At 68.1% G+C, this 26,399-nt stretch carries 19 protein-coding genes (1 of these 19 running past the window's edge); 9 read left to right on the top strand and 10 right to left on the bottom strand.

From position 1 onward, the window contains the following. Window positions 1-2: 2 nt before the first annotated feature. Window positions 3-734: a hypothetical protein gene (locus tag ACH438_RS34695; RefSeq protein ID WP_397013114.1), complete on the top strand. Its 732-nt coding sequence runs from the start codon at window positions 3-5 to the stop codon at window positions 732-734. 62 nt (window positions 735-796) lie between these two features. Next, entirely contained in the window at window positions 797-1,948 is a 1,152-nt protein-coding gene (locus ACH438_RS34690; protein WP_397013112.1) for an Lrp/AsnC family transcriptional regulator, read from the top strand. Here the strand turns inward: ACH438_RS34690 and ACH438_RS34685 are convergent. Together ACH438_RS34685 and ACH438_RS34680 are read right to left on the bottom strand one after the other, a co-directional pair. Further along, the gene (locus tag ACH438_RS34685; protein ID WP_397013256.1) at window positions 1,932-2,165 is read right to left on the bottom strand and encodes an IclR family transcriptional regulator C-terminal domain-containing protein; all 234 of its coding nucleotides are present in this window, start codon (window positions 2,163-2,165) and stop codon (window positions 1,932-1,934) included. The genes ACH438_RS34690 and ACH438_RS34685 overlap by 17 nt on opposite strands. After that, window positions 2,096-2,812, bottom strand: a complete 717-nt coding sequence (locus ACH438_RS34680) for a hypothetical protein (protein WP_397013272.1) — start codon at window positions 2,810-2,812, stop codon at window positions 2,096-2,098. The genes ACH438_RS34685 and ACH438_RS34680 overlap by 70 nt, the downstream gene beginning before the upstream one ends. Here ACH438_RS34680 and ACH438_RS34675 point away from each other — a divergent pair. Continuing rightward, window positions 2,763-3,062, top strand: a complete 300-nt coding sequence (locus tag ACH438_RS34675; RefSeq protein WP_397013110.1) for a hypothetical protein — start codon at window positions 2,763-2,765, stop codon at window positions 3,060-3,062. The genes ACH438_RS34680 and ACH438_RS34675 overlap by 50 nt on opposite strands. A gap of 9 nt (window positions 3,063-3,071) precedes the next feature. On the opposite strand, the gene ACH438_RS34670 is transcribed toward ACH438_RS34675, so the two are convergent. Beyond that, window positions 3,072-4,202: a serine hydrolase domain-containing protein gene (locus ACH438_RS34670; protein WP_397013108.1), complete on the bottom strand. Its 1,131-nt coding sequence runs from the start codon at window positions 4,200-4,202 to the stop codon at window positions 3,072-3,074. A gap of 104 nt (window positions 4,203-4,306) precedes the next feature. After that, a complete protein-coding gene (locus tag ACH438_RS34665) occupies window positions 4,307-4,831 on the bottom strand; it encodes a DUF4232 domain-containing protein (protein ID WP_397013106.1) in 525 nt (174 codons plus the stop codon). 140 nt (window positions 4,832-4,971) lie between these two features. Between ACH438_RS34665 and ACH438_RS34660 the strand changes: the two genes are divergently transcribed. After that, window positions 4,972-5,331: a hypothetical protein gene (locus ACH438_RS34660; RefSeq protein ID WP_397013104.1), complete on the top strand. Its 360-nt coding sequence runs from the start codon at window positions 4,972-4,974 to the stop codon at window positions 5,329-5,331. Window positions 5,332-5,495: 164 nt separating this feature from the next. Here ACH438_RS34660 and ACH438_RS34655 read toward each other — a convergent pair whose 3' ends face one another. Next, window positions 5,496-5,621, bottom strand: a complete 126-nt coding sequence (locus ACH438_RS34655; RefSeq protein ID WP_397013102.1) for a hypothetical protein — start codon at window positions 5,619-5,621, stop codon at window positions 5,496-5,498. Window positions 5,622-5,902: 281 nt separating this feature from the next. Between ACH438_RS34655 and ACH438_RS34650 the strand changes: the two genes are divergently transcribed. Beyond that, window positions 5,903-7,927, top strand: a complete 2,025-nt coding sequence (locus tag ACH438_RS34650) for a hypothetical protein (RefSeq protein ID WP_397013100.1) — start codon at window positions 5,903-5,905, stop codon at window positions 7,925-7,927. Here the strand turns inward: ACH438_RS34650 and ACH438_RS34645 are convergent. Further along, the gene (locus ACH438_RS34645; RefSeq protein WP_397013097.1) at window positions 7,911-9,341 is read right to left on the bottom strand and encodes a hypothetical protein; all 1,431 of its coding nucleotides are present in this window, start codon (window positions 9,339-9,341) and stop codon (window positions 7,911-7,913) included. The genes ACH438_RS34650 and ACH438_RS34645 overlap by 17 nt on opposite strands. Window positions 9,342-9,906: 565 nt before the next feature. Between ACH438_RS34645 and ACH438_RS34640 the strand changes: the two genes are divergently transcribed. Then, complete coding sequence (locus tag ACH438_RS34640; RefSeq protein ID WP_397013093.1) at window positions 9,907-10,170, top strand: hypothetical protein; 264 nt, start codon at window positions 9,907-9,909, stop codon at window positions 10,168-10,170. A 13-nt stretch (window positions 10,171-10,183) separates the two neighbouring features. On the opposite strand, the gene ACH438_RS34635 is transcribed toward ACH438_RS34640, so the two are convergent. From ACH438_RS34635 to ACH438_RS34625, 3 genes are all read right to left on the bottom strand, one after another. Further along, window positions 10,184-11,035, bottom strand: coding sequence for a patatin-like phospholipase family protein (locus tag ACH438_RS34635; protein ID WP_397013090.1), 852 nt, complete (start codon window positions 11,033-11,035; stop codon window positions 10,184-10,186). 194 nt (window positions 11,036-11,229) lie between these two features. After that, window positions 11,230-12,633 carry an ammonium transporter gene (locus tag ACH438_RS34630; RefSeq protein ID WP_397013087.1) on the bottom strand — a complete coding sequence of 468 codons (1,404 nt, stop codon included), beginning with the start codon at window positions 12,631-12,633 and terminating at the stop codon, window positions 11,230-11,232. 250 nt (window positions 12,634-12,883) lie between these two features. After that, entirely contained in the window at window positions 12,884-13,465 is a 582-nt protein-coding gene (locus ACH438_RS34625; protein ID WP_397013083.1) for a TetR/AcrR family transcriptional regulator, read from the bottom strand. Between the two features lie 104 nt (window positions 13,466-13,569). Here ACH438_RS34625 and ACH438_RS34620 point away from each other — a divergent pair, with 104 nt between their 5' ends. Both ACH438_RS34620 and ACH438_RS34615 read left to right on the top strand, forming a co-directional pair. Then, window positions 13,570-14,844 (top strand): NADH:flavin oxidoreductase/NADH oxidase family protein, encoded by a 1,275-nt coding sequence (locus ACH438_RS34620; protein ID WP_397013081.1) that lies wholly within the window; start codon window positions 13,570-13,572, stop codon window positions 14,842-14,844. Window positions 14,845-14,899: 55 nt separating this feature from the next. Beyond that, complete coding sequence (locus ACH438_RS34615; protein WP_397013078.1) at window positions 14,900-15,109, top strand: hypothetical protein; 210 nt, start codon at window positions 14,900-14,902, stop codon at window positions 15,107-15,109. 8 nt (window positions 15,110-15,117) lie between these two features. Here the strand turns inward: ACH438_RS34615 and ACH438_RS34610 are convergent, their stop codons facing one another. Beyond that, window positions 15,118-16,410: a family 1 glycosylhydrolase gene (locus tag ACH438_RS34610; protein ID WP_397013076.1), complete on the bottom strand. Its 1,293-nt coding sequence runs from the start codon at window positions 16,408-16,410 to the stop codon at window positions 15,118-15,120. A 605-nt stretch (window positions 16,411-17,015) separates the two neighbouring features. Between ACH438_RS34610 and ACH438_RS34605 the strand changes: the two genes are divergently transcribed. Further along, window positions 17,016-26,399 carry the 5' portion of a type I polyketide synthase gene (locus tag ACH438_RS34605; protein WP_397013074.1) on the top strand. The gene runs 4,197 nt beyond the window's last position, so 9,384 of the gene's 13,581 nt are visible here — the first part of the coding sequence; its start codon is at window positions 17,016-17,018; its stop codon lies beyond the right edge, outside the window.

The following is a 26,399-nucleotide window of genomic DNA, read 5'->3' as shown; positions in this document are numbered from 1 at the left end:
AAATGCGCAGCAGTGCAACAGTCTTGGCTACCGGCATCGCGGCGGTCGCCGTGCTGGCGATGGGCGCGACACCGCCGGCGCGGGCCGACGCGGACGCGGGATGGCGGGCGACCGTGACGGCCGGCGCCGTCGTCACCACGATGGAATCGGGTGCCTTCGCGCTGTCCGCCGACCGGCGGGCGATAACGGTGCGCGCCGGCGACGGACAGGAAATGGCCTCCTTGCCATTGGGTTTCGAGTTCAACGGCAGAAGCTATCCGATCGCCGCGGACATCTCCGCCGACAGCCGGGAACTGACCCTGACTCCTGACCCGGCCGTCCGGCACGACCTCGCGCCGATCGCTTCGCCGACGGAAAACCAGCTGGCCCTGGACGATCTGGCCTCGGCGATGACGACCAATACCCTGATCGGCACGGTCGGTGGCACCGTCATCGGCCTCCTGGTAGGCGCGGTGATCGGTTTCGGATCATGCCTGGTGGTCGGCCCCGGCTGCCTCGCCACCGCCCCGGCCGCGCTGGTCGCCTTCGCCGGAGCCGGTGGCCTGGTGGGAACATTGCTCGCCGGCGGCGGCACGCTCGCCGCCGGACTGTGGCGATACCTCGCCACCGTGCAAGCCGCGCCTGGACAGAGCGAATATGCCCAGCGCGGTGGGCTGTTGGACCCGAACGGCGCCGGCGTGCCCGACGCCAACCTCCGATTCCCGAAGATCACCCTGCCCAGCGGTTCATCCTGACAGCCGGCATAGTCTGCCCGATCACGCACCCCGGCGGCATGCTGCGGAATACCATCCGCAGCATGACCGATCTGGCGGCGGGTGCGCCGGATACCAGCACCGAGGGTCCGCTGCCGCCGGGTTCCGGCATTTCCGAGCAGGACTTGGCGATCATCGATGCGCTGCAGGCCGCTCCGCGCGCGTCCTGGGCGCGTATCGGGCAGGCACTCGATATCGACGGCACCACCGCGGCCCGGCGCTGGGAACGTCTGCGTAGTGCGGGCGCGGCCTGGATCACCGCCTACGGATCCGCCCGGGTCGCCACCGTGGCCTTCCTCGAGGTGCGTTGTCGGCCCCGGCGGCTGGAGACGATCCGCGAGGCCGTCGCGCGCCTGCCGTGGGTGTTCAGTGTCGATGAGACCGCGGGCGAGTTCGACCTCATGTTGTCCTCCGCCGCAACGGATCTGCCCACCCTCGGCCGCTGGGTACGCGACGGTATCGGCGCCCTGCGCGGTGTCCGCGCGATCCGCATGCGAGTGGGCATAGACCTCTACAGCGAAGGCGGCGATTGGAGCATGGGCGCCATCCCGCCCGCCCAACGAGCACATCTGGCCACCCTGCGCGTGCCGAGCCGAAGCGCCTACGGCACCCGCGAATTCCACCGGCTCGCACCGGCCGATCGGGCCTTGATGCTGGCGCTGCACGCCGATGCCCGGATGAGCTACACCGACCTCGGCGCCGCCGCGGGCATGAGCGAGCACACCGCCCGCCGCCGCCTCGAACGACTGTTGCGCGACGGAGATGTGCTGATGCGCTGCGACTTCGCCTACCCACTGGCCGGGCTGCGGACCATGGTGATGTACCGCCTGTCGGTGCCGCAGACCCGGCAGTCGGTCACCGCGACCGCCCTCGCGCGCTTGCCCGAAGTGCGGCTCTGCGCGGCGGTGAGCGGCCGCCACGGTTTACTCGTGCACGTGCTGTTACCCGGCCCCGGCGGCATCGACCCGTTCGAAGAGCTACTGGCCGAACAGTTTCCGATGGTGGAGATCCGCGATCGCGCGATCGTGGTCCGCAATGTCAAACGCATGGGCTGGCTACTCGACGAGCAAGGCCGCGCGATCGATCGGGTGCCGCTGATGCTGTCGCGCCGTCGCACCCTCATCACACAGCATCGGACCTCCGGCCGGCCCACCGTTGCCGCCGCCACCCTGCCCGGTGTTACGCCGATGAACTGAGCCCGGGCATCGACGAGCGAAGGTTGGCGGTGGCCATGCGAGAGGCCCAGGTGATGGCGTCGGCCAATGCCGGGATTTGGTCGATGTCGATTGCGCTGGCGGCCAGGGCCGCTACGACGCGCCCGTCGGGGGCGAAAATCGGTGCGGCTACGCAGGATAGCGGGACGTGGCGTTGTTCGTAATCGTAGGCGAGGCCGTCGCGGCGGGTGTCGGTGATGCGGCGTTTCCAGTCGCGGGTCGTGTAGCCGTCGGGGTGGGGGAATGGTCGGACAGGGCGAAGACCAACTGGGCGGCGGTGTCCGGCGGGAGTTGGGTGCCCGCGTGCATGGGGAAGACTTCGTCGATTTCGCGACCCAAGGCCGTGAGGACGATGGTGGCGGGGCCTTCGGTGATGGAGACGCTGAAGCCGCCGGCCGTGGTCGATTTCGAGAGTTGATGCAGTGGCCGGCTGATCGCGGCACGGATGGCGTTTCTCGGCGGCCACGACCGGGTCAGCTGGAACAGCTTGGGGCCCAACGCATATCGAGTGCCTTGGACTTGCGTAGCACCTAGTTGGATGAGATGTCCGAGCGCATCATCGACGACGGTTGCGCTGAGATCGGATTCGGCTGCCAATCGGTCGGCATCCGCCGGTCCGGTATGTGCGAGCACCGTCATCAGCCGGAAAGCATCGTCCAGCGTGCGCAGTGAATCATGCTGCGTAGCAGGCACAATCGCCACGGGTCTGTGCTGGAGAACAGGATCGTGCCGCAAGACGACCGCGGAGAACGGCACTACGACCGCGCCGAGCGCGTCCGTGCCGGCGGGTGCGAAGGTGACGACACCGGCTGCCGCGCAGACGAATTCGAGCGGTGATGCCTGCACTGAGGTGCAGTACGAAATCGATTTGGCGCACTCGTTGCAGCAAGGGCAGGAGCCCAGTGATCCGCAGGGCGCGATTCAGCGGTTGAGTGCCTTCCAGCGGTCGGCGCCGACGGACGTCATTGCCAACTTCGCGCAGGCCGAGGCACTTATCGTCGGTCATCTCCAGCATCTCGGGCAGGATCAGATGAACCAGCCGTCCACCGATGCCATTCTCGGCAAGCTCGGTCAGTGGAAGAGCAGCCACTGCTGACGGGTGCGCTCAGGCGCACAAGGCGTGGTCGATCAGGGTGCTGGCCGTGTTCTCCTGGGCCAGAATGTGTTCCGGGGTGTCGCCGCGGGCCTCGGACATGGAGACGACGGCGCTGCGTTGTCCGTCGGCGGTGACTCCGTTGAGGGTGATGTAGCCGCCGTCTCCGCCCTCGTGGCTCCAATAGCTTCCGCCACAGCTCAGGGGGCGCTCGACCAGGCCGAGGCCGTACCGTCCACCGGGCCAGAGCTTTTGGACCTCTTCGCTCACGGGGACGGTGTGCTTCATCTCGGCCAGCTGTCGCGGTGGTAGGAGCCGGCCTGCGAGCAGGGCGCGGAAGAAGGTGTTCTCGTCCTGTGTGGTCGTGACCCATGAGAGGTTCTGGTAGTCCACCGGAATCTGGTCGGTCACGTCTACCGCGGAATCGGGGCCGAAGAGCTGGTAGGCGTCTGCGTGCGGTGCGGGCAGGGTGGGCGAGGCGCCCAGCCAGCGGGTCCGGTCGAGGCCGAGTGGGCGCAGGATGCGGTCTTCGATCTCCTGGTGGGCAGGGCGGCCGGTGATCTTTTCGATGATCATGGCGAGCAGGACGTAGCCGGTGTTGGAGTACGCCCAGTCCTGGCCGGGCGGGAAGTCGGGTGCGTGGGACATGGCGCGGGCGACGAGTTGCTCGGGGCTGTAGACGTCGTGACGCTGTTGGTAGTACTCCTGCGGGGTGGTGTAACCGGGCAGGTCGTCGTGAATGCCGCTGGTGTGCTGCAGCAGTTGACGCAGGGTGATCCGGTTGCCGTCGTTGCCATCTCCCTGCACCACGTCCGGCAGCAGGTGGCCGACCGTGTCGTCCAGCGAGAGTTTGCCTTCGGCCTCGAGCTCGAGAACCACGGCGGCGATGAAGGTCTTCGACGTGCTGGCCATGCGGAAGTAGCCGTCGGCAGGGACGGGCAGGCCGGTGTTCAGGTCCGCGGTCCCGCTGGTGGCGACCGCCTGGCCGTCGGGCGTGCTCACGCGGGCCTGCACGCCGCTGACACCGAGTGCGTGGATTGCCTCGGTGTCCCGGTGCAGCTGGTCCGTCGGTGCTGCGGTGGCCGGGCCGGCGGCGAGCAGCGCGACGACACCGGCCGTGATGACTAATCCGCGTAGGTGCATGGTTGATACCGTTGCACTGCAAAGGTTTACATTGCATCGGGGACAACCCGGACTCGGTCCCCGAGATTGCTACGGGTCGGAGACCGAGGACAAGCCGGTACCGATCAGTTGGTGACCGGGTGGATCTGCAAGCGGCAGGGCTGGATCTGCTCCGGCATCCACTGGGTATCCGTGGTGTTCGGCGGCGTGGTCCAGAACCCCGGGTCGGTGACACAGCTGTTGCCGCTGTTGTCGACCGCCATCCACTCGACATCGGCCCGAGCCGGCCGGTCGGCGGTCACGAAGACGGTGTAGAGGGAGTTCTGGCCGTCCGGCAGGCCGCCCAGATATCCGCGGAACGTCCGCTCGGCCGATACGCCGCCGGTGTCGAGACCGGGGTAGCCGTACAGCGTGCACGGTCCCGCACCCGGTGCGAGGTTGTAGGTCAGCCGGATGCCGCGATGCTGCGACCCCGGGCTCAGTTCACTGATCGATGTTGCCAATTGCCCGTTCACACAGGGCTGGTTCCCCCAGTCACGGTGCGCGATGGACGGGACGGGAGCCGCGCTCGCCGTCGCCGTGAACTCCGCCGCCCCCACCGCTGCGATACTCGCCAGCGCGAATCCCATGCGAATCAACGTGTGCCTCATGACATCCCACAGTAGAAAAACAGCTACCGACCGGCCACGAACCCTAGGGGTGATCCCTCGAACCCTCCGGGTGATCACATCCACCCACCCCGGAGCGATAGTCGGATCGGGGCCGTTGAATGCGACTGGAGGGGAGCGGCATGAGCAACATCGAAGCGACCGGCTCGGCAGCGAGCGGCGAAGTAGCGGAAGTGGAGATCTCGGTGCTGGGAAATGTCCGGATCCACGCCGGGCTCGACCATGCTGACACCGCGCCACGGCACGATGTGATCCAGCGGATGCGGCAATGGCCCGATCAGCCCGGTAGCGAGCCACGCGTCATCGGGTTCGGCGCCGATGAACCCGGCCAGGGTATCGGCGCGGTCGGCGACGATCGTGACTCCGTCGATGCGGGCGTGGAACAGTCGCTGCAGCCCGGACGCCGAGCCGGGCAACGTGGTGCCCCGGGCTGCCCCGGCACCACCACCCGCGCCGGATCGCCGCAGCGGACGCTCACCTGATCGGCCGGTGCCTCCCCGACCAGCCACGGTCGCCCGGAACCATGCCGGGCGACCGGCGGAAGCCGATCCACGTGCGCCGCAAGACGCTGCGGCAGCACACAATCCGGCAGTGCGGCGAATCCGGTCGCAGTGCCGTCGGCGCGGGTGCTCGTCATCGCGTCGGCTTATCCGTAGTAGAAGGCCGGCCAGCCGTCGAGGTAGTAACCTCTCGGGCCGCCACAGGTCTCCACCCGGAGGTCACCGATCTCGATGATCGTCGGCCGCTGATAAGGCCGGTCGATATCTCGCATCTCCTGCTCCTCCTCTTGTCCCCGTGCGGATCTCGCGCGAGTACCGCAACTGTCCCCGCGCCGGGTTTCAACGGGCTTTCACTGTCCTGACCTGACGCGTTCCATGCGCCGGCCCTCGGCGCCGGCGCCGCCGTGACTCCCGTTGCGGGCCATATGGGTTGGATGCGTGTCTTGTCCGGTACCGGTTGGGAGGTGTGCGTCGAGGCCGGCACGATAATGTCGTTCCCATCGAAGCATCGGAGCTCGCCGGTGGTCGCGGTCGTGGTGTGGGAGGATCTTGCATGATGGTGCCGCACGAGGTTCCGCTGGGACCGCGGGTATTCGTCAACCGGCAGGCGGACTTCGAATGGATGGCCGGATTCTGGTCGGGCAGTGACCGCGGCGGCGCCCGGGTCGGTGTGTGCGCCGGACTGCCCGGTGTCGGCAAGACGGCATTCGTGCGGCGGTGTGTGGAGCAGGCCAGGGCGGCAAGCGCATTCGCCGATGGTGATCTGTGCGTCGAATTCGGGCCGATGCAAGGCGAGCGCATGTCGGTGTCGGACGCGTTGGGGGCGTGTCTGCTGGCGTTGGGGGTGTCGAAGGACGCGATTCCGGCGAGTCTGGCCGAGCGGGCCAATCGGCTGCGCAGTCTCACCGCCCGGAAATCGGTGCTGATCGTGCTGGAGGATGTCAGCGACGCGGCTCAGGTCCGGCCGTTCCTGCCCATCAGTGCGGCGAGCGCGGTACTGGTGACCAGTAACAGTCAGCTCAGTGAACTGGTGCTCGACGGCGCGGAGGCGCGCAGGCTGGCGCCGCTGGACGGTGCGGCGGGTGCGCATATGCTCGCCGAACTCGTCGGTGCGCGGGTGCAGGACGAACCTGCCGCGGTGGCCGAGCTGGTCCGCCAGTGCGCGGGGCTGCCGGTGGCCCTCCGGGTGGCGGCGGCCAAACTGGTCGCCCGGCCGAATTTGCGCATCGAATCCGTTGTGGCGGCGATCAATGCGGACGACAGCGGGCCGGCGCCGTTCACGGCGGCGGGCTGGGAGGCGGTCTCCGCGGTGTTCTCCGAGGCTTATGCCGAGCTGGACGAAGACGCGGCACGTCTCTACCGCCTGCTGGGACTCTTTCCGGGTCGGGATCTGACCGCCGACACCGCCGCCGCATTGGTCGCGCGTGACGCCGTCACCACCGGCAACGCCATCGGCACGCTGATCGAATCCGGTCTGCTGGTGGAGGATTCGGCGCAGCGATTGTCGCTGCACGCGCTGTTGCGCCGACACGCCGCGCAGCTGTCGGAGCGGGTGGACTCGGAGCGGATTCGCGAGGGCGCCTTGCGGGCGGTGTTTCACCACCTGCTGGTACGGGCGGCGTTCGCGGATCAGGCGGCATTGGGCACCAAGCGTTTTCGGTGTACGCCCGCCACTGTGACGCACGGCTACCGGTCGCCGTTCGAGGGCAGTGACGAGCGCCGTCTCGGGCTGGACTGGCTCGATGCCGAGCGAATGAATCTGCTGGCGGTGCAGCGTGCCGCAGCGGCACAGGGCTGGCACGAGTGGGCGTGGCAGTTCGCCGAGGCGCTCAGCGCGGTGTACGTGACCAGGCGGTACTACGTCGATTGGACGGTGTCGAGTGAGATCGGCGCGGCGTCGGCGCACGCGGCCGGTGACCGCCGGGCCGAAGCCCGCTTGCGCAGCTTCGTCTCTCGGGCCTGGATCGAACTGGGCAACCCCGATCGTGCTCGGGCGGAATTGCTGATCCAGGCGCTACCGCTGGCGGAGACATCGGGCGACAATCGCCTGCTGGCTTCGGTGTGGGAGTTCATCGGCCGCTACCGTGACGCGACGGAGCCGGACCGTGCCGCCGCAGCCTATGAACGTTCGATCGCCTTGTTCGGCGGCGAGAACGATTCCAGGGGAATCGCTTTCGTGAGCTACTTCCTCGCGCAGGCGCAATGGCGCGCGGGCGATCTCGATCAGGGCGAGCATACGATGCGCACGGCCTCGGACCTGATCCGGGCGCTCCCCGAGCCGGATCCCCGGATGGCGGGACGCAGCCTGACCGAACTGGGCCGGATGCTCGACGAACGCGGAGAATCCGATCGAGCGCGGGTGATGTACTGCGACGCAATCGATGTGCTGGCCACGAGCGGCGACGCCTTCTACGAGGCGGCGGCGCATGAGCGTCTGTTCCATCTCGCCGAGCGCACCGGCGATCAGGATGCCATGCGCGTCTCGCTCACGAGAATGCTACGGCTGCACCGTGAGCTGGGCAGCGACCGGCTCGATGAGCTCGCCACGTGGCAGGACCGGCTCACTCCTCCACGGTGAAGGTGACATCGACCGTGGTGATCCCGGCGTGAACGCCGAGCCGATCCGGCAGTGATCGATCGAGCAGCCGGTAGTACATCGCCGATGCGAGAAGCTGGACGTGCCCGGGGGATTCGGATCCGGTGACAGCGCGTACCGTCGCACCGTCGCGAACTACGGCCAGGTAGCCCTGCGGGACGGCTGCGACGGCGAGCCGGGCGCCGGGATAGGCGGACAGCATCGCCCGAGCCCAGCGGTGGGCCGCCGGCAAATCCTGCACCGTCTCGCGGGTCACGGCCGCGGCGCGTTCGATGATCTTGGGGTCCGGCTCGGATTCGTCGGCGACCACATGGGTTTCGTGGTGGTCTTCGCCGTCGGCGTAATGCCATACCGCGGCCGGAATCCGTTCCAGGGTCAGCTCCGAGCCCGATATCGCCGTGGCACGGACGACGTAGGACGTGATCGATCGAGCGTGGCAGTGCGGGATCGGAATTCGGGTCAGCGGGCCTGGATGTTCGAGCGGCGTCGATCCGAGCGTGCGGTAGATCAGATCTCGGACATTGCGGGTCGCGTCACCGACATGAGCGAAGACCCGATCGGTGATGTGCGCGTATTGCCCCGCCCGGTATTGCTCCCGGGCCACTTCGAGTTGCTTGCGTAGGTCACCGCCGGGACGGAGCGCCGGAACGGCTTCGGCCAGCTCGTCGGTCGGTGTGCCCGGAACGGTCTCGGGTGCGCGGCCGGTCATCAGCAGCGGCCGGTCCAGGGACGCGGCGAACAATCCGAGCGATCCGTGGTCGGAGATGACCTGATCGGCCGCGATGAGCGCGGCGTGCCAGCCGGACTCCGGTGGCATCAGGACGAGTCCGGCGTCGAGGGCGGACGACAGCCACACCGTGATCTGAAAAGCGCCGTAATATGCCCACACGTTCGGGTGCAGCACGAGAACCACCTGGTACGCATCAGCGTCGAGTGCACCGAGCAGCTGTGCCGGCAAGGTGTGCCGGCGACCGATCACCGACTGCCGGCCCCAAGTGGAAGCCACGGTCACCAAGGTCCGATCGCCCGTACCGAGTGCCTCCCGATAGCGGTCACGCAGGGCGAGGCTGGCCCGCAGCCGATCGAAGGTCGGGTCGCCGACGGTCTCGGTGTGGTCCGCCGTCTCGGCGCTCACCGCGAGGAGTTGTTCGCGCTGTTCGGGATGGGAGAGCGTGACCGTGACCCGGCCGGCGCGCAGCGCGTGCAGCGGAGGCAGCCCGGCCAGCCGCAATTCGGTCCCGGTCGCGCTGGGCACCAGCTTGTTGAATCCGAGTCCGTGTGGCAGTAGCACCGTGTGTGCGTCGATCGCGTCGAAATCGATGTTCTCGCTGGCGCTCAGCGCGAGGTGATACCGAAAAGCGCGTTCCCGCACCTGGTCCCACTCGACCAGGCGCACGCCCGACGCGCGAAGCAGATCGTGGACCCCGGCGCTGAATGCCGACGTGGCGTCGACGGTGAAGACGAGCCTGATCCGGAAATCGTCGCGGAACCAGTCGACGGCTTCCAGTAGCCGATAGGCGGAGGTCAGTGTGCGGGCAACGGCCAGAATGACATATTCGGTCTCGGAGAACGTTTCCCAGGCGGGGTCATCGTGGACCCGAGGTCTCAGGTCCGTCGACGAATTCGACGGTTCCCGGTTCCCGGTTCCCGGTTCCCGGTTCCCGGTTCCCGGTTCCCGGTTCCCGGTTCCCGGTTCCCGGCTCCCGGCTCCAAGTATCAGTATATGTCGCCGTAAGCGCCGAGAAATCAAGTCCTGCAAATGGACTCGACAATCTCGCCGTTTGCCCGGCCTCATCATCGAGCAGCGCGACGTCTCGACCACCTATTGCCACGCGCTGCCCGTTCCTCCTCGACTACCGATCGGCTCTACGGTAACCCACCGGGGTTCTCACTCCGGATGCACGCGACATCCCGGTCGGCTACGGTGACGACTCATCAACCCTGAAAACGGAGGTTTGCCCATGGAGACGTTGGTGGGTACGACCGGCGCGCTCGCGATCGCCTTGTTCCTCGCCGGTGCGCCGAACGCCAACGCCGCCGCTGACGGCATCCCGTTGCAGCCTGTGAGCCCGAGTTCGGCGACCGCGGATCAGATCACCAATGACGGTGTCGGCATCGGTCTCGGTTCCGTCGGTATCGGTGACGGCCGGGACACGCTGGGCCTCGGTTCGGTGCAGCTCATCACCGGCGGCGCCGGCTCGGTTCAGATCAAGCCCGTACTCTGACGGCTCGGGCCGATCAGGCCCAAAGTTCGCGCACCCGAGCGGCTTCGGAGCGGCCCTGGGCGAGTCCGGCTGCCGCGGAGGGTGTGCGGGAGGCGGGATCCAAGGGGTCCGGCCCGAAGGCGGCTATGGAGGCGGCATCGGCTCGGATCACCTCGACCCGGCTGCCGTGCGCACGCAGTACCGCGACCTGCGAGTCCAGGTCGATGCCCCACTGCGCGGCGCCCGGCATGTCCATGACGCTGAGCACCAGTACCCGATCGAATCCCGCGGCCAGATCGGCATTCTCGTTGGACCGGATGCCGCCGTCGAGATAACGCCGGCCCTCGATCGAGGTCGTCGGCCAGATCCCCGGCACCGCACAACTGGCGGCTACCGCATCGACCAGACCCACACCCGAGTCCTTTTCGAAGATGCGCGGCCGCCCCGTCTCCGCGTCCACGGCCGGAATCACCAGGCGCTGCTGCGGCCACTCGTGGTTCGGCAGCCGTTCGAGAATCACCGCGCGACGCTCGGCCTCGCTCACGGTCTTCGCCGACCTCGCCAGCTCACCGAACCGGCGTCGCGCGTCATCGACGTCGGTGGCGTCGGCGCCGATCTTCCCGATCGTCTCCCACAATGCCGGAAGCGAGATCTCCGGCACCAGCTCGTTCACCTGCAACGCCGGATCCGTCTGCCGCGCAAGCAGTTCCGTGAGCGTGAGCCCGCTGGTCACCTGCGCCGCGACGGTCGATCCCGCCGAGGTTCCGATCACCACGTCGGCATCGGTCACGGCAATCCCGGCCTCACCCAATCCGGCCAGTACGCCTGTCTCCCAAGCGATACCGGCCACCCCGCCACCGCCGATTACCAATGCTCGTGTCGTCATGTCCCTCATCCTCGTTCTCGTCTTCGTCCGTTGCGTTCAACTTTCGCAACGCACGGGACCGGAAACAATTACGCGCGAGGTAATGTTCCGCCCTCCTCCGAGCCGGGTCCGCCAATGCAAAAGGGCGGCTCCCGGTCGAGGGGAGCCGCCCTTTGTGGCGACGATACGGTCAGTGTCGCTCGGCGATAAGGCCGTCAGTGTTTCGCGGTCTCCGATGCCTTCGCGGCCTCGGCGACCATCTTGGCGGTGTCGGCCACGATCTTGGCGGTCGCCGCGACCATCTTCGCGGTGTCCGCCGACTTGTCGGGTTCCTGCCCGGCGAGCAGGGCCGCGAGTTCCTGGTCCGGGTCGCCGAATTCGTAGGCGGATTCGCCGTGCAGGGCCTGGTCGAGGCCGAGTTCCTCGTCTTCCTCGGAGACTCGGTTGCCGGTGATCTTCTTCAGGATCAGCATCAAAGCGACGGTAACGATTGCCGCCCAAGCCATTACGGCGATCAATGCGAGGGCCTGGTTGCCCAGCAGGCTCAGGCCGCCGCCGTAGAAGAGGCCGTTGGCGCCCGCGGGGTTGATGGTCTTGTTGCCGAACAGGCCCAGCATCAGGGCGCCGACCACACCGCCGGCGAGGTGGACGCCGACGACGTCGAGCGAATCGTCATAGCCCAGTTTGCCTTTGAGCTCGACCGCGAAGCAGCACACGATGCCGGAGACCAGGCCGATGGCGAGCGCGCCGAGCACGTTCACGTAACCGGCGGCCGGGGTGACGGCGGCCAGGCCCGCGACGGCGCCGGCCGCGGCGCCCAGGGTGGTGGCCTTGCCGTGGCGCAGGCGTTCGACGCTCAGCCAGGCCAGCATGCCGATGGCGGCGGCGGTGTTGGTGTTGACGAAGGCCTGGATGGCAACGGAGTTGGCGTCGAGGGCGGAGCCGGCATTGAAGCCGAACCAGCCGAACCACAGCACGCCGGCGCCGATGAGCATCATCGGAAGGTTGTGCGGGCGGGCGGCTTCGCGCCAGTTCTTGCGCTTGCCGAGCATGACGGCGAGGACGAGGGCGGCGGTGCCGGCCGAGGCGTGGATGACGATACCGCCGGCGAAGTCCTCGGCGCCGCGCTTGGCGAGCCAGCCGACGGGGGAGAAGATCCAGTGCGCGGAGGGGCTGTAGACCAGGATCGACCAGAGCACGATGAACGGCACGAACGAGCTGAATTTCCAGCGGTCCGCGGTGGATCCGAGGAACAGCGCGGGGGTGATGATGGCGAACATCATCTGGAAGATGACGAACACCATCGGCGCGATGACCATCGCCGCGGTCCCGGTGAAGCCGGGCACGACCTGGTTCATATGGGACAGGAAGGCGAAGTGGAAGTCGCCCCAGAAGCCGTTGCCTTTACCGAACGCGAGGGTGTAGCCGACGGTCACCCAGGTGACCGAGACCAGCGCCATACACATGAAGTTCTGCATGAGCATGGCGAGAACGTGTTTGGCGCGGACCATGCCGCCGTAGAAGAACGCCAGGCCCGGCGTCATGAAGAGGACGAGTGCGGACGCGATCAGCATCCAGGCGGTGGCGCCCGCGCTGATGGTCGAGAAGTCGAAACTCATGCAGAGACCCGTTAAACCTATCTTGAATGAGATTCCGGAATACGGAATCGGCATTCCGGTCTTCGGAAAGGTAGAGCTCGGGCGCACATCCGTCAAGGCTTTCCGGCCGGATATATGTCAATGCCGGAAATGTTGAAACGGGCGAGTTGCACGCGACTGGTTGTTCATCCAAGAAATGGATCGTGCGCGATCGGTAATTTCGTGTGAAACGAAGGGCCGCAGCCGTATTCCCCGGACCGGCGCGGCGAGTTCATCGGACCGAGGCGGCGAGCACCGCGTGCACGGTATTGCGGATCCGATCGGCGACGAGCTGCGGGGTCGAACTGTCGAGCTTGCCGTCCAGGTGCAGGAAGGCGAGACCGTGCACCAGTGCCCACACCCCGGTTGCCAGGTTTTCGCTGTCGGAGTCCGGAAATGCTTGCTGGACGGTGTATTTGACGTAGGCGTCGATGGCGTCGACCGCCGCCACGCGTTCGGGACTGGTCGGATCGCACGGTTCCGCGAACATCACGCGGAACAAGGCGGGACGCTGCAGCGCGAAGTTCACGTACGCGGTCGCGATGGCGGTCAGATCATCGGGCGTCCGCGGTGCGGGATGCGCGGCGACCAGGTGCTCGGCCAGCTCGCGATAACCGACGGCCGCCACCGCGGACAGCAGGGCGGTGCGGTCGGCGTAGTGGCGATAAGGCGCGGCGGTGGAGACGCCCGCGCGACGCGCCACCGCGCGCAGGGACAGTTCGGCCGCGCCGCTCTCCTCGAGCAGGTCCATGGCCGCGCGCAGCAGGGCGGCGCGCAGGTCGCCGTGGTGGTAGGGCGCGGTCGTGGGTGACATGTCTCCAACCTAACAAGTGTTGACACTGCTTACATCGACTCCTAATGTTAGCGCTGCATACTTAATGTGAGTGGCTGTAAACATTCGAGGAGAGGAGGGCCGCTATGGCGAACGACCTGTTCTCGCCGCTGGTCCTGAAATCCGGCGGCGTCATCGGCAACCGGATCGCCAAGGCGGCCATGGAAGAAGGCATGGCGAGCGCCGGACAGCTGCCCGACCAGCGGCTCATCAGGCTGTACCGGCGCTGGGGCGCCGGCGGTGCGGGCGTGCTGGTCACCGGCAATGTCATGGTGCACGCCGAGGCGCTGACCGGTCCCGGCGGCATCGTGCTCGACGCCGACGCGCCCTCGGCGCCGTTCGAGGACTGGGCACGGGCCGGCAAGGAGGGCGGCGCGGCCATGTGGATGCAGATCAGCCATCCCGGCCGTCAGGTACAGGCGAATATGCCCGGCGTGGTGTGGGGTCCGTCGGACAAGGCGGTCGATCTGGGCCGCCTCAGTAGCCGCTTCGGCCGCCCGGTCGCGATGACCGTGGCACAAATCAAGGCCACTATCGCCCGTTTCGCCACCACCGCGCAGCGCGCGGAAGCGGTCGGATTCGACGGCGTCGAGGTGCACGCCGCGCACGGATACCTGTTGTCGCAGTTTCTGTCTCCGCTGGTCAACACCCGCACCGACGAATGGGGCGGCACGCTGGAGAATCGGGCCCGGTTGCTGCTCGAGGTCGTGCGGGCGGTGCGCGCGGCGGTGTCACCCTCCTTCGCGGTCGCGGTGAAACTGAATTCCGCGGACTTCCAGCGCGGCGGATTCGATGCCGAGGATGCGCGCAGGGTGATCGCCATGCTCGCACCGCTCGGGGTGGATTTGGTCGAATTGTCCGGTGGCAGTTATGAAAGCCCCGCAATGGCGGGCCGCCCTGCCGATGCGAGCACCTCCGCCCGCGAGGCCTATTTCCTGGACCTGGCCGCCGAATTGGCTGCGACCAGCCCGCTTCCGCTGATGCTGACCGGCGGCATCACCCGCCGTGCGACGGCCGAACGCGTGCTCGCCAGCAATGTGGCGCTCATCGGCATGGCCACCGCCCTGTCGGTAACCTCGGACTTGCCCGCCCGCTGGCGCGACGGCGGCGAGGGCGAGCGCACGCTGAAACCCGTGACCTGGAAGGACAAGTCGATCGCCTCCAGCGCGGGCATGGCCCAGGTCCGCTATCAGATGCGGCGCATGGCCCGTGGCAAGCAGCCCGCACCCGGCGTCGGCCCCGCCTACGCGCTGGCCGCCGACCAGCTCGTTCAATATCGCGCACTGCGCCGGTATCGGACCTGGCTGACCGCGCGAACCACCACCCGGGCCGACCTCGAACCGGCTGCGGTGATGCGGTAATCGCCGCGGAGTGGGGCACCATGATTGGTCACCCCACGAGCGAGGACTACCCGAAATGCCCGACCGATCCACCGGCACGGACCCGAGCTCCGACAACCTGTTCGACCAGTTGCCGGTGCTCCCACCCGACGAGATGACCACCAGCCAGGTGACATTCGTCGACGACTACCCGGGCTCGAGCCACCCGGGGATCGTCTACGGCTTCGCCGCGATCGCGCTGGTGGTGTTCGCGCTCGGCATCGTCTCAGCGCTGTATCTGCGCTGACGCCCTTGTCAATGAACCGGATTGATACAGCTCGACGGCAGATCCTGCAGGGAACAGAGCGCCGGTGCGCGGGTCGGCGCGTAGTTCGCGGGAACGCCACCGCCGGCGATGATGTCGTGATATGCGCCCACCGCGTCGGTCGGACGGCGAGTAAGGCTGGGGTCCGTGGTGACGTCCACCGTGTAGAGCCCGAAACGCGGTGAGTAACTGCCCCATTCGTAGTTGTCGGTGATGCTCCAGTAGTTGTAGCCGATGACATTGATCCCGTCGGCCTTCGCGCGCTGCACCCAGTAGACCGTGTCACGCAGATCGTCCGCGCGGGTGATGCCGTCGGTGGTGGGGGAGCCGTTGTAGGTGGGCATCCCGTTCTCGACGACATAGAGCGGCCGGTTCGGGAACTTCTGCGCGTATCGCCGCAGCACGTAGTAGATCCCGTCCGGTTCCACGATGAGCGGCGACGGCGTGTTGGTCAGCTGCGCGATCAGGTTCGGCGGCTTGGTCAGCGATCCGCCGTAGTAGTAATCGATTCCGATGTAGTCCAGCTTGTCGGCCACCCGGTCCACGAAGGAGGCATCGGCCTGCGCCGCGCCGATGGCGGAGTAGGCGATATTGCTGGTGACCATCGCGCCGGGCTGCTGATTGTGGATGTAGTCGTAGATCGCGCGGTGCGCGGTGACCATCCGGTCGAGCATGGCGGGCCCGTCGACCGTGCCGAGGTCGCCGATCAGCTGTTCTTGTCCCACATAGGCGGTGGGCTCGTTGAAGGTGACCCACATCGGGTTGAAGTGCGCGTAGCGATCGACCACCGCGCGGGCGTCGGTCAGCCAGTCGTCGACCATGCCCGGATTGCGCCAGCCGCCGCGATCGACCTCCCAGCCCGGGAACACCCAGTGATCCAGGGTGATCATCGGGGTGAGTCCGGCGGCGCGGATCCGGCCGATCATGGCGTCATAGAAGGAGAAGTCCCAATTGCCCGGACTCGGCTGCACCCGCGCCCATTCGACGCTGACCCGGTAGACGCCGACGCCGAGGTCGGCGGCGTGCTGGATGTCCTCGCCGTAGCGATGGAGGAAGTCGACCGAATTGCGGTAGTCCTCGGCGCGGCCGGAGCCGGCGTAGCGGCTCCAATTGCTGTCGGGCGCAGAGCCTTCGCTCTGGAACCCGGAGCTGGAGACACCCCACAGGAAATTACCAGCCATCGGCGGTAGGCCCGGGTCCGCACCGGCGCGGCCGGGCGTGATGACCGCGCACCATGCGGCCAGAGCGATACATGCCAGCGTCAACAGTGCGCGTTGCCCCATTGTAACGAGATTACCGGCCGCAGAGCCGGTTCCGGGCCGTACTGATCAGATCGCCCGGCCGTCGTTTTCCTCCTTGATAGCGAGGACGACTGACATGCGGTTGAAACGGTGCTGACATGATCTCGAAATCCACTGTGCTACATGGGATTATGGTGATCATCGGGATGGATTGCCGGTTTCTTCGCTGTAGCGTGAGCTGTCGATTATCGCTGTTGTCGTGCCCTCGGTTACAGGGGCGCTTTAACGATTGACAGGCGAAGTTTGTCCAAACTACTGTTCAGTACGATGAATCCTGCTGTTCGAAAGACCCTCGCGCACATGCCTCGATCTGCTGGCAACGCTACGTAGCGTCGCAATCCTCAGCACTGGTTGCTGATCAATTGCTTTTACCGACCCTGTGGTACAGCAGGGTTCGGTGTGGCCTGGCCTGAACCATCTCCTCGGGCCCGGGGCCGGCTACGAATGACGCCTCCTACACCACCAGTTCATCGCTGAGCCTCGGCGGCGCGTCGAAATCCATTGTGCCGAAGCAAGAATTGTCTGAGTCAGTTATCCGGGGGCGGGTGAGGGCACGACATTCGTGCCAGGTGGAGGGCTTTTCAGAGGTGACCGGATCGGCTTTCTCCGTCGCCATTGTCGGCATGTCCTGCAGAATGCCGGGCGCGGACGATCTCGACGGTTTCTGGCAGTTACTCAGGACGGGACGCGCCGAGATCGGTGACGCTCCCGCCGGACGGACCGGCATCACCGAGCGCGCCGGATTCGTCGGCACCGCAGGGCAGTTCGATGCGGACTTCTTCGGGGTCTCACCCAACGAGGCCCGGGCCATCGATCCGCAGCAGCTGCTCGCGCTGGAACTGAGCTGGGAGGCGCTCGAGGACGCGGGCCTGGCCGCCACCGCGCGCGAGGCCCGGCGCTGCGGGGTGTTCCTCGGTTGCACGGGAAGCGATTTCGCCGAGATCCTGGCCTCCCGGGGCGGCCCGGGCGTCAGCCGGCACTCGCTGTGGGGTGTCGGACGCGGCATCATCGCCAACCGCGTCTCCAACTACTTCGGCTTCAGCGGCCCCAGCATCCTGGTCGACAGCGCCCAGGCCTCCTCACTGGTCGCGGTGCACCTGGCCTGCGAGAGCCTGCGCAGCGGCGAGAGCGATGTGGCCCTCGCGGGCGGCCTGAACCTGATCCTGTCGCCGACGAGCAGCGAGCGGATCGAACAGTTCGGCGCGCGTTCGGCGCTCGGCGGTTGCTACACCTTCGATGCCCGCGCGGACGGCTTCGTGCGCGGCGAGGGCGGCGGCATCGTGGTGCTGAAACCCCTCGACCAGGCCGTTGCCGACGGTGACCGGATCCACGCCGTGATCCGCGGCAGCGCCGTCAACACCGGCAACGAGCGCCGCGTACTCAGCGCCCCCAGCCCAGCCGCACAGGCCGCGGCGATCCGCACCGCACTGACCGCGGCGGGCGTCGAAGCGAACTCCGTCCAATACGTCGAACTACACGGCACCGGAACCCCCGCCGGCGATCCGGTGGAAGCCGCCGCCCTCGGCGAAACCTACGGCCCGCAACGAGATACACCCCTCGCCGTCGGCTCCGTCAAAACCAACATCGGCCACCTGGAAGGCGCCTCCGGCATCGCCGGCCTCATCAAAACCGTCCTCGGCCTCACCCGCCGGGAACTGTTCGCCAGCCTCAACTTCGAAACCCCCAACCCCCGAATCCCACTCGCGGACTTGGGCTTACGGGTAGTAATCGGCACCGAGAACTGGCCCGAGGCCGATGTACGCCGGGCAGGCGTCTCATCCTTCGGCATGGGCGGAACCAACGCCCACGTGATTCTGGAACAGGCGCCAGTCCCGGTGCCCGCCGTGGCCACCGGCGCGCATGGCGTTTTGCCGTGGGTGGTGTCGGCGCGCACTGAGAGTGGCGTGCGGGCGCAGGCGGCTCGGCTGCTGGAGTGGCTGCTCAGTCGCACGGAGCAAGATGCGGCCGATGTGGCGTACTCGCTGCTGGCGACGCGGGCCCAGATGGAGTGGCGCGGCGCGGTTGTGGGGCGGGATCTGGAGGGGTTGCTGGCGGGGCTGGCGGCGCTGGCCGATCCGGCCGGGCCCGCGGTGGCGATCGAGCCGGCGCTGGCGCGGGCCGAGGAGCGGCGGGTCGCGTTCGTTTTCCCGGGGCAGGGTGGCCAGTGGGAGGGGATGGCGCTCGGGCTGCTGGATTCGAATGCGGTGTTCGCGGCGTCGATCGCGGAATGTGAAGCGGCGCTGGCGCCGTATCTGGACTGGTCGTTGACGGCGGTATTGCGCGGTGAGGCGGGCGCGCCGCCGCTGGATCGCGTCGATGTGGTGCAGCCGGTGCTGTTCGCCGTCATGGTGTCGATGGCTCGGCTGTGGCGGGCGCAGGGGGTGGAACCGAGCGTTGTGGTCGGCCATTCGCAGGGCGAGGTGGCCGCCGCCGTGACCATCGGGGCGCTGTCCGTGGCGGATGGCGCCCGCATCATCGCGCTGCGTTCCCGGGCCGGGGCCGAGGTGCTCGCCGACAAGGGCGGTATGGCCGCGGTCGGGTTGTCCGCCGAGGCCGTGCGGGAACGGTTGGCGGCCTTCGGGGATCGATTGTCGCTGGCCGCGATCAACAGTCCGGCACAGACCGTGGTGTCCGGTGAGACGGCCGCCCTGACGGAGTTCGTGGCCGCCTGTGCCGCGGACGGGGTGTGGGCGCGCTCGGTGCCCGCCACCTGGCCGGGGCACTCGAAGGTGACCGAGCTGGTGCGTGATCGGCTGCTGACCGAGCTGGCCCCGGTGCGGCCGCGCTCGGCGCCGATTCCGTTCTTCTCCACCGTCACCGCCGACTTCGTCGACACCGCGACCCTGGACGCTCACTACTGGTACCGCTCCCTGCGCGAGCCCGTCCGCTTCGCCGATGCCGTCGCGGGCCTGATCGAGGACGGCATCACCGGATTCGTCGAGATGGGCCCGCATCCGGTGCTCGCCATGGGCATCGGCGCCACCGCCGAGGCAGCCGGGGCCGCCGAGCATATCGCCGTGGTCGGGTCATTGCGCCGCGGTGATGGCGGCCCGGACCGATTCCTGGCCTCGCTCGCACAAGCGCATTGCGCCGGCATCGAGGTGAATCCGCAAGCACTGGTCCCCGGCGGAGCGCGGATCGATCTGCCGCCCTACGCTTTCCAGCGCCAGAACTTCTGGACCGGTGTCACCTCCGCCGACTTCACCCGTACGGCCGACATCGTCACGGTCACCGAGGAACCGACCCCCGACACTCAGGTCTCGGGCACATGGGACGACAGCCCCCTGGCGCGCAAACTGCAGACCACCCCCGAGTATCAGCGCGACACAGTGGTTCTCGACCTCGTCCGCGAGCACGCCGCCGCGATCCTTGGCCACGACTCGGCCCGCTCGATCCAGCCCGACCTGCCCTTCACCGAGTTCGGCTTCGACTCCGTCAGCGGCGTCGAACTGCAGAACCGGCTGATGCGGGCCACCGGTGTGCCGCTGCCGAAGACGCTCATCTTCGATCATCCGACCGCCGCCGCGATCGCCGCGGTGCTGCGCGCGCAGGTCACCGGGACCGACCGCGGGCAACGCCGGGCCTCGCGCCGTACGTCCTCGGACGAACCGATCGCGATCGTCGGCATGAGCGCCCGATTCCCGGGCGGAGTGCGTTCCGCCGAGGACCTCTGGGACCTGGTGGCCGCCGGCCGCGACGCGATCAGCGAATTCCCCACTGACCGCGGCTGGGATCTGGACAAGCTGTTCGACCCGGACCCCGACAAGCCGGGCAAGGTCTACACCCGCCACGGCGGATTCCTCAGCACCGCGGGCGATTTCGACCCGGGTTTCTTCGGCATCAGCCCGCGCGAAGCCTCGGCCATGGATCCGCAGCAGCGCCTGCTGCTCGAAACCGCCTGGGAAGCACTCGAAGACGCGGGCATCGACCCGATGTCCCTGCGGGGCAGCGATACCGGCGTCTTCGCCGGCGCCTGCACCTCGGGATACTCCGGGCGGGTGACCGGGGAGCTGGAGGGTTTCCGGCTGACCGGCACCTCGCACAGCGTCATCTCGGGCCGCGTCGCGTACGTGTTCGGGCTGGAAGGCCCGGCGGTGACGGTGGATACGGCGTGCTCGTCCTCGCTGGTGGCCTTGCATCTCGCGTGTCAGGCGCTGCGTCAGGGTGACAGCTCGCTGGTCCTGGCCGGCGGTGTGTCCGTCGCGGCGAGTCCGGCACTGTACGTGGACTTCTCCCGCCAGCGCGGCCTGTCCCCGGACGGCCGCAGCAAGGCGTTCTCGGCGGACGCCGACGGTGTGGCGTGGTCGGAGGGCTCGGGTGTCCTGGTGCTCGAGCGACTTTCGGATGCGCAACGCCTCGGCCACAATATCCTGGCCGTGGTGCGCGGCAGCGCGGTCAACCAGGACGGCGCGAGCAACGGCCTGACCGCGCCGAACGGCCCATCGCAGGAACGCGTGATCACGCAGGCACTCGCCAATGCGGGGATCACGGCCGGTGACGTGGATGCCGTCGAAGCGCACGGAACCGGCACCGCCCTCGGCGATCCGATCGAGGCCCAAGCCTTGATCGCCGCTTACGGACAGGGTCGCGGTGAGCGGGAGCCATTGCGGATCGGGTCCCTGAAATCGAATATCGGCCACGCGGTGGCCGCCGCCGGTGTCGCCGGTGTGATCAAGATGGTGCAGGCGCTGCGGCACGAGCGGTTGCCGCGCACACTGCACGCCGAAGTGCTGACGCCGCACGTCGATTGGTCGGCGGGTGCGGTACGCCTGCTGACCGAGCCCGAAGAATGGACCGCGGGCGATCGAGTCCGCCGCGCCGGTGTGTCGTCATTCGGGATCAGCGGCACCAACGCGCACGTGATCCTCGAGGAAGCACCGGCCGCACAGGCCGTGACCACCGAACCGCGCACGGATGCCACCCCGATCACTCCATTGTTGGTGTCGGGCAAAGGCGAAACAGGCCTGCGCGCACAGGCCGCCCGACTGCATGCCTGGCTCTCGGAACGGCCCGAGCTCGACATCGCTGACGCGGCCGCCGCGCTGGCGACCACACGAGCGCAGCTGGATACGCGCGGCGTGATCCTCGGCCGCGATCGAGACGAACTGCTCGAGCGGCTGGCGACCCTCGCCGAATCGGGCACCGGCACAGGCGTCATCACCGGCTCCACCGGAACAGGGACGACGGCCTTCCTCTTCACCGGCCAAGGCGCACAGCGGATCGGCATGGGCGTCGGCCTGTACGAGTCGTTCCCGATATTCGCAGACGCACTGGATGCGGTGTGCGCCCAGCTCGACCCACTGCTGGCATGCTCGCTGAAGCAACTCATGTTCACCGGCGGGGAACCCGATGCCTCGGTGCTGGATCGGACCGAGTTCACCCAACCGGCCTTGTTCGCCTTCGAAGTGGCCCTGTACCGCCTGCTCGAATCGTTCGGCGTCACCCCGGACGTGCTGATCGGCCATTCGATCGGCGAACTCGCCGCCGCCCACCTCGCAGGCCTGTGGTCACTCGAGGACGCCTGCCGTTTGGTGGCGGCACGCGGCCGCCTCATGGGCGCCCTGCCCGCAGGCGGCGCAATGCTCGCCATCGGCGCCTCCGAATCCGACGTGCACGAGGTAGTGACCGGCTATCCCGGCCGGGTCTCGATCGCCGCGGTGAACGCCCCTGAAGCCCTGGTGATTTCGGGCGACGAGGACGCCATCGCCGAGATCGAAGCACTCTTCACCGAGCGCGGCCGGAAGACCTCGCGACTGCGGGTGAGCCACGCCTTCCACTCGCATCGTATGGAGCCGATGCTCGCCGAATTCGAGTCCGTCGCACAGGACTTGACGTACAACCGGCTCGAAATCCCGGTGGTATCGAACGTCTCCGGTGAACTCGCCACCGACGAAATGCTCGAACCCGCCTACTGGGTCCGCCAGGTGCGCTCCGCCGTGCGATTCGCCCCGGGTATCGAATCCCTCACCGCCTCGGGCGTGCGCCGCTTCCTGGAAATCGGCCCGGATGCCGTGCTGGCGGCCATGACTCGCCAGACCCTGCCCGATGACCTCGAATACCCGACCCTCGTAGCCGCAGCCGCCCGCCGCGATCACGATGAACCTCAGCAGTTCCTCACGCTCCTGGCCCAGGCTCATACGGCCGGCGTTCATGTCGACTGGGCGCCACTGCTCCCGCACCCGCCGGCGCGGCGAGTTCCCCTGCCCACGTACGCCTTCCAGCACCAGCGCTTCTGGCTGCCGCCGCGCCCGCAAGCCACCGGCGACGCCCACCCCCTGCTCACCGGCGTGGTCCCGGTCGCCGGTAAGGACGAGTTCGTCTTCACCGGCCGCTTCTCGCTGCCGACCGACCCGTGGGTCGCCGACCACATGACCTACGGCACCGTGGTGCTGCCGAGCGCGACCCTCATCGAATTCCTGCTCGTCGCCGGCGGCCGAATCGGCTGCGGCACAGTCGAGGAACTGACCCTCGAAGCCCCGATCCTGCCGTCCGCCGACGACGAGGTCGAACTCCAGGTATCGGTCCAGGAACCCGACCAGACCGGCCGCCGCCCGTTCAGCTTCTACTTCCGCGAGCAGGCCGGCGCGGGCGCCTGGGTGCGCAATGCCAGCGGCGTCCTGGCCCCCGCCTGGGACGGCAGCGACACCCTGCTGGACCGGCTGCGAGACGAGGAATGGCCCCCGGCCGACGCCGAAACCCTGGACCCCGCCTGGATTCCCGAGCGGATCGCCAAGGGCTCCGGCCTGGAATACGGACCCGCCTTCCTCGGCGTCGACGCCGCCTGGCAGCGCGGCGACACCGTCTTCTCCGAGATCACCTTGGACACGACGGCCGCACCCGCCCCCGAACGCTTCGATCTACACCCCGCCCTGCTCGACCTGGTGATGCACGCCGGACTGGCGGGCCTCGTCTGGCACGAGCAGGACAGTGATACCGGCACCGGCCGACTACTGTTCCGCTGGGGCGGAGCGCGACTACATCAGCCGCTGGTCAAGGCAACCACCCTCCGGGTCATTGCCGTGGCGAGCGGCTCGGAGACGGTCTCCGTTGCGGCCGTGGATGCTTCGGGACGACCCGTGATCTCCGTCGACGCGGTGGTCATGCGGCCCTACGACGTGAAACAGATGCGCGCCACCCTGGCGGGAGACGACGCCGGCCTCTACGAGGTCCAGTGGACGCCGCAGACGATGACACCGGCCCCCGTTCTGGGTCGGATGGCCATCCTCGGTTCGGCGCCGGTCACCGGAATCGACACCTTCGCTCCGACTCCCTCGGAACTCGCGGCAGCAGAAGCGGTCCCGGACGTCGTGATCTGGCGTCAGGACCTCGATGCCGAAACCGATGACCCGGCCGTCGTTCGCACCGGTCTGGAAACCTTCCTGGCGACCATCCAGGCCTGGCTCGCGGAAGACCGGCTGGCCGACACCCGCCTGGTCGTACACACCGCCGACGGCGCCGGATTGCCCGGCGAGGCACCGGATCTCGCCGCAGCAGCTGTGTGGGGCCTGGTGCGCAGCGCCCAATCCGAATACCCGGGCCGCTTCGTTCTCCTCGACGCCCCCCTGACCATCGATCACCCGGCGCTGGTGGGCGCGGCGATCACGGCAGGCGAATCCCAGGTAGCGCTGCGCGACGAGGCCTTGCTCGTACCGAGGCTGGTCAAAGCGCGAATCGAGGATGATGCCGCGCCGGACAAGCCATTCGGCACCGGCACCGTCCTGATCACCGGCGGCACCGGCGGCCTGGGCGCTCTCATGGCCCGCCATCTGGTCGCCGAGCACGGTGTCCGCAGCCTGCTGCTGGCATCCCGGCGCGGCGAAAACGCCGAAGACGCCACAGAACTGGCGTCCGAGCTCTCGCAAGCCGGCGCCGCCGTCCGCGTGGCCGCCTGCGACGTGAGCGATCGAGCCGCCCTGCGCTCCCTGCTGGATTCGATCGACGCCGACCATCCGCTGACCGCCGTGATCCACGCGGCAGGCGTACTCGACGACGGCACCCTCGCCGCGCTGACCCCCGCACAACTGCAACGAGTATTCGACTCCAAGGCCACCGCCGCATGGCACCTGCACGAGCTCACACGCGATCAGGACCTGTCGGCCTTCGTCCTGTTCTCCTCCGTCGCCGCAACACTCGGCACCGCGGGACAAGCCAACTACGCGGCCGCCAACGCCTTCCTCGACGCGCTGGCACACCGCCGCCGCGCCGCCGGGCTGTCCGCGGTATCGCTGGCCTGGGGCCCCTGGAATGCCGCCGCAGGCATGACCGGCGGCTTGGACCGCAGTGCCGTGGCCCGCTGGGAAAGGCTCGGCCTGCACCCACTTGCCGATGACGAGGGCCTCCGCCTCTTCGATACCGCCACCGCCGAGACCGCCCCGCACGTGCTGGCCATGGGATTCGACCCAGCGAACCTGCGCCGCGAAGCACGCGACGGCGCCGTGCCCACTGTGCTCCGCGGCTTCCTGCCCCGCATCACGGAACGCCCAGCGGCCGCATCGAGTTCACTCGGCACCCGGCTGAGCCGAGTACCGGAGGCCGCCCGCGCCGAGCTGGTCCTCGACCTGGTCCGCGAACACGCGGCAGCAGTACTGGGACACGGCTCCGCCGACGACATCGCCCCCGAAGTGCGCTTCGACGCACTGGGTTTCGACTCGCTCGGCGGCGTCGAATTCCGTAACCGCTTGGCGAAGGCCACCGGCGTCCAACTGCCGTCCACCCTGGTCTTCGATCACCCCACCGCCACCGCGGTCGCCACCCTGCTGCGCGCCAAGATCGAAGGCACGAATACCGGCGCCAAACCGGCCCGCCCGTCGCGCCGCGTCCGCGCGGACGAGCCCATCGCGATCGTCGGCATGAGTTGCCGATTCCCCGGCGGTGTCCGCACTCCGGAACAGCTCTGGAATCTGGTCCGCGCGGGCACCGATGCCACCACCGCTTTCCCCGACGATCGCGGCTGGGACCTGGAACGCCTGATCGACCAGGACCCGGACAAGCCCGGGACCGTCTACAGCCGCGGTGGCGGATTCCTCGACGACGCCGCCGATTTCGACGCCGCCTTCTTCGGCATCAGCCCGCGCGAAGCCCTGGCCATGGATCCGCAACAGCGCCTGCTGCTGGAAGCCTCGTGGGAGGCGCTGGAGGAATCCGGCATCGATCCGATCACCTTGCGCGGCAGCGATACCGGCGTATTCGCGGGCGCGTGCGCCTCGGGCTACGTCGATCGTGTCACCGGCGATCTGGAGGGTTTCCGGCTCACCGGCACCACCCACAGCGTCGTCTCCGGCCGCGTCGCCTACGTCTTCGGCCTGGAGGGACCGGCGGTCACGATCGATACCGCCTGCTCGTCCTCACTGGTGGCCATGCACCTCGCATGCCAGGCACTGCGCCAGGGCGAAACCTCGCTGGCCTTGGCCGGTGGCGTCACCGTGGCCGCAACCCCGTATCTCTCCGTCGATTTCGCGCGCCAGCGCGGTCTCTCGCCGGACGGCCGCTGTAAGTCGTTCTCCGCCGAGGCCGATGGTGTCGCCTTCGCCGAGGGCGTGGGCGTCCTGATCCTGGAACGGCTGTCGGATGCGCAGCGACTGGGCCACGACATCCTGGCCGTGGTCCGCGGCAGTGCGGTGAACCAGGACGGTGCGAGCAATGGCCTGACCGCGCCGAACGGACCCTCGCAGGAGCGCGTCATCGCGCAGGCCCTCGCGAGTGCAGGTCTCACACCCGCCGACGTGGATGCGGTGGAAGCGCACGGCACCGGCACGCCGCTCGGCGATCCCATCGAGGCCAATGCGCTGATCGCCGCCTACGGGCAGGATCGCGGGGACCGGGAACCCCTGCGCATCGGATCGATCAAATCGAATATCGGCCACACGGTCGCGGCCGCCGGTGTCGGTGGCGTGATCAAAATGGTGCAGGCCCTGCGGCACGAGACCCTGCCGCCGACCCTGCACGCGGAATCGCCTTCCCCGCACGTGGAT

This window comes from Nocardia sp. NPDC020380, assembly GCF_044386975.1.
GTDB lineage: Bacteria > Actinomycetota > Actinomycetes > Mycobacteriales > Mycobacteriaceae > Nocardia.
Note: the sequence above shows the minus strand (reverse complement) of the source record. Positions and strands in the feature narration are given on the sequence as shown.

Coding starts and splice junctions, on each gene's coding strand:
- ACH438_RS34695 (WP_397013114.1), top strand. CDS start 3: ATGCGCAGCAGTGCAACAGTCTTGGCTACCGGCATCGCGGCGGTCGCC.
- ACH438_RS34690 (WP_397013112.1), top strand. CDS start 797: ATGACCGATCTGGCGGCGGGTGCGCCGGATACCAGCACCGAGGGTCCG.
- ACH438_RS34670 (WP_397013108.1), bottom strand. CDS start 4,202: ATGCACCTACGCGGATTAGTCATCACGGCCGGTGTCGTCGCGCTGCTC.
- ACH438_RS34665 (WP_397013106.1), bottom strand. CDS start 4,831: ATGAGGCACACGTTGATTCGCATGGGATTCGCGCTGGCGAGTATCGCA.
- ACH438_RS34660 (WP_397013104.1), top strand. CDS start 4,972: ATGAGCAACATCGAAGCGACCGGCTCGGCAGCGAGCGGCGAAGTAGCG.
- ACH438_RS34655 (WP_397013102.1), bottom strand. CDS start 5,621: ATGCGAGATATCGACCGGCCTTATCAGCGGCCGACGATCATCGAGATC.
- ACH438_RS34650 (WP_397013100.1), top strand. CDS start 5,903: ATGATGGTGCCGCACGAGGTTCCGCTGGGACCGCGGGTATTCGTCAAC.
- ACH438_RS34640 (WP_397013093.1), top strand. CDS start 9,907: ATGGAGACGTTGGTGGGTACGACCGGCGCGCTCGCGATCGCCTTGTTC.
- ACH438_RS34635 (WP_397013090.1), bottom strand. CDS start 11,035: ATGACGACACGAGCATTGGTAATCGGCGGTGGCGGGGTGGCCGGTATC.
- ACH438_RS34630 (WP_397013087.1), bottom strand. CDS start 12,633: ATGAGTTTCGACTTCTCGACCATCAGCGCGGGCGCCACCGCCTGGATG.
- ACH438_RS34625 (WP_397013083.1), bottom strand. CDS start 13,465: ATGTCACCCACGACCGCGCCCTACCACCACGGCGACCTGCGCGCCGCC.
- ACH438_RS34620 (WP_397013081.1), top strand. CDS start 13,570: ATGGCGAACGACCTGTTCTCGCCGCTGGTCCTGAAATCCGGCGGCGTC.
- ACH438_RS34615 (WP_397013078.1), top strand. CDS start 14,900: ATGCCCGACCGATCCACCGGCACGGACCCGAGCTCCGACAACCTGTTC.
- ACH438_RS34610 (WP_397013076.1), bottom strand. CDS start 16,410: ATGGGGCAACGCGCACTGTTGACGCTGGCATGTATCGCTCTGGCCGCA.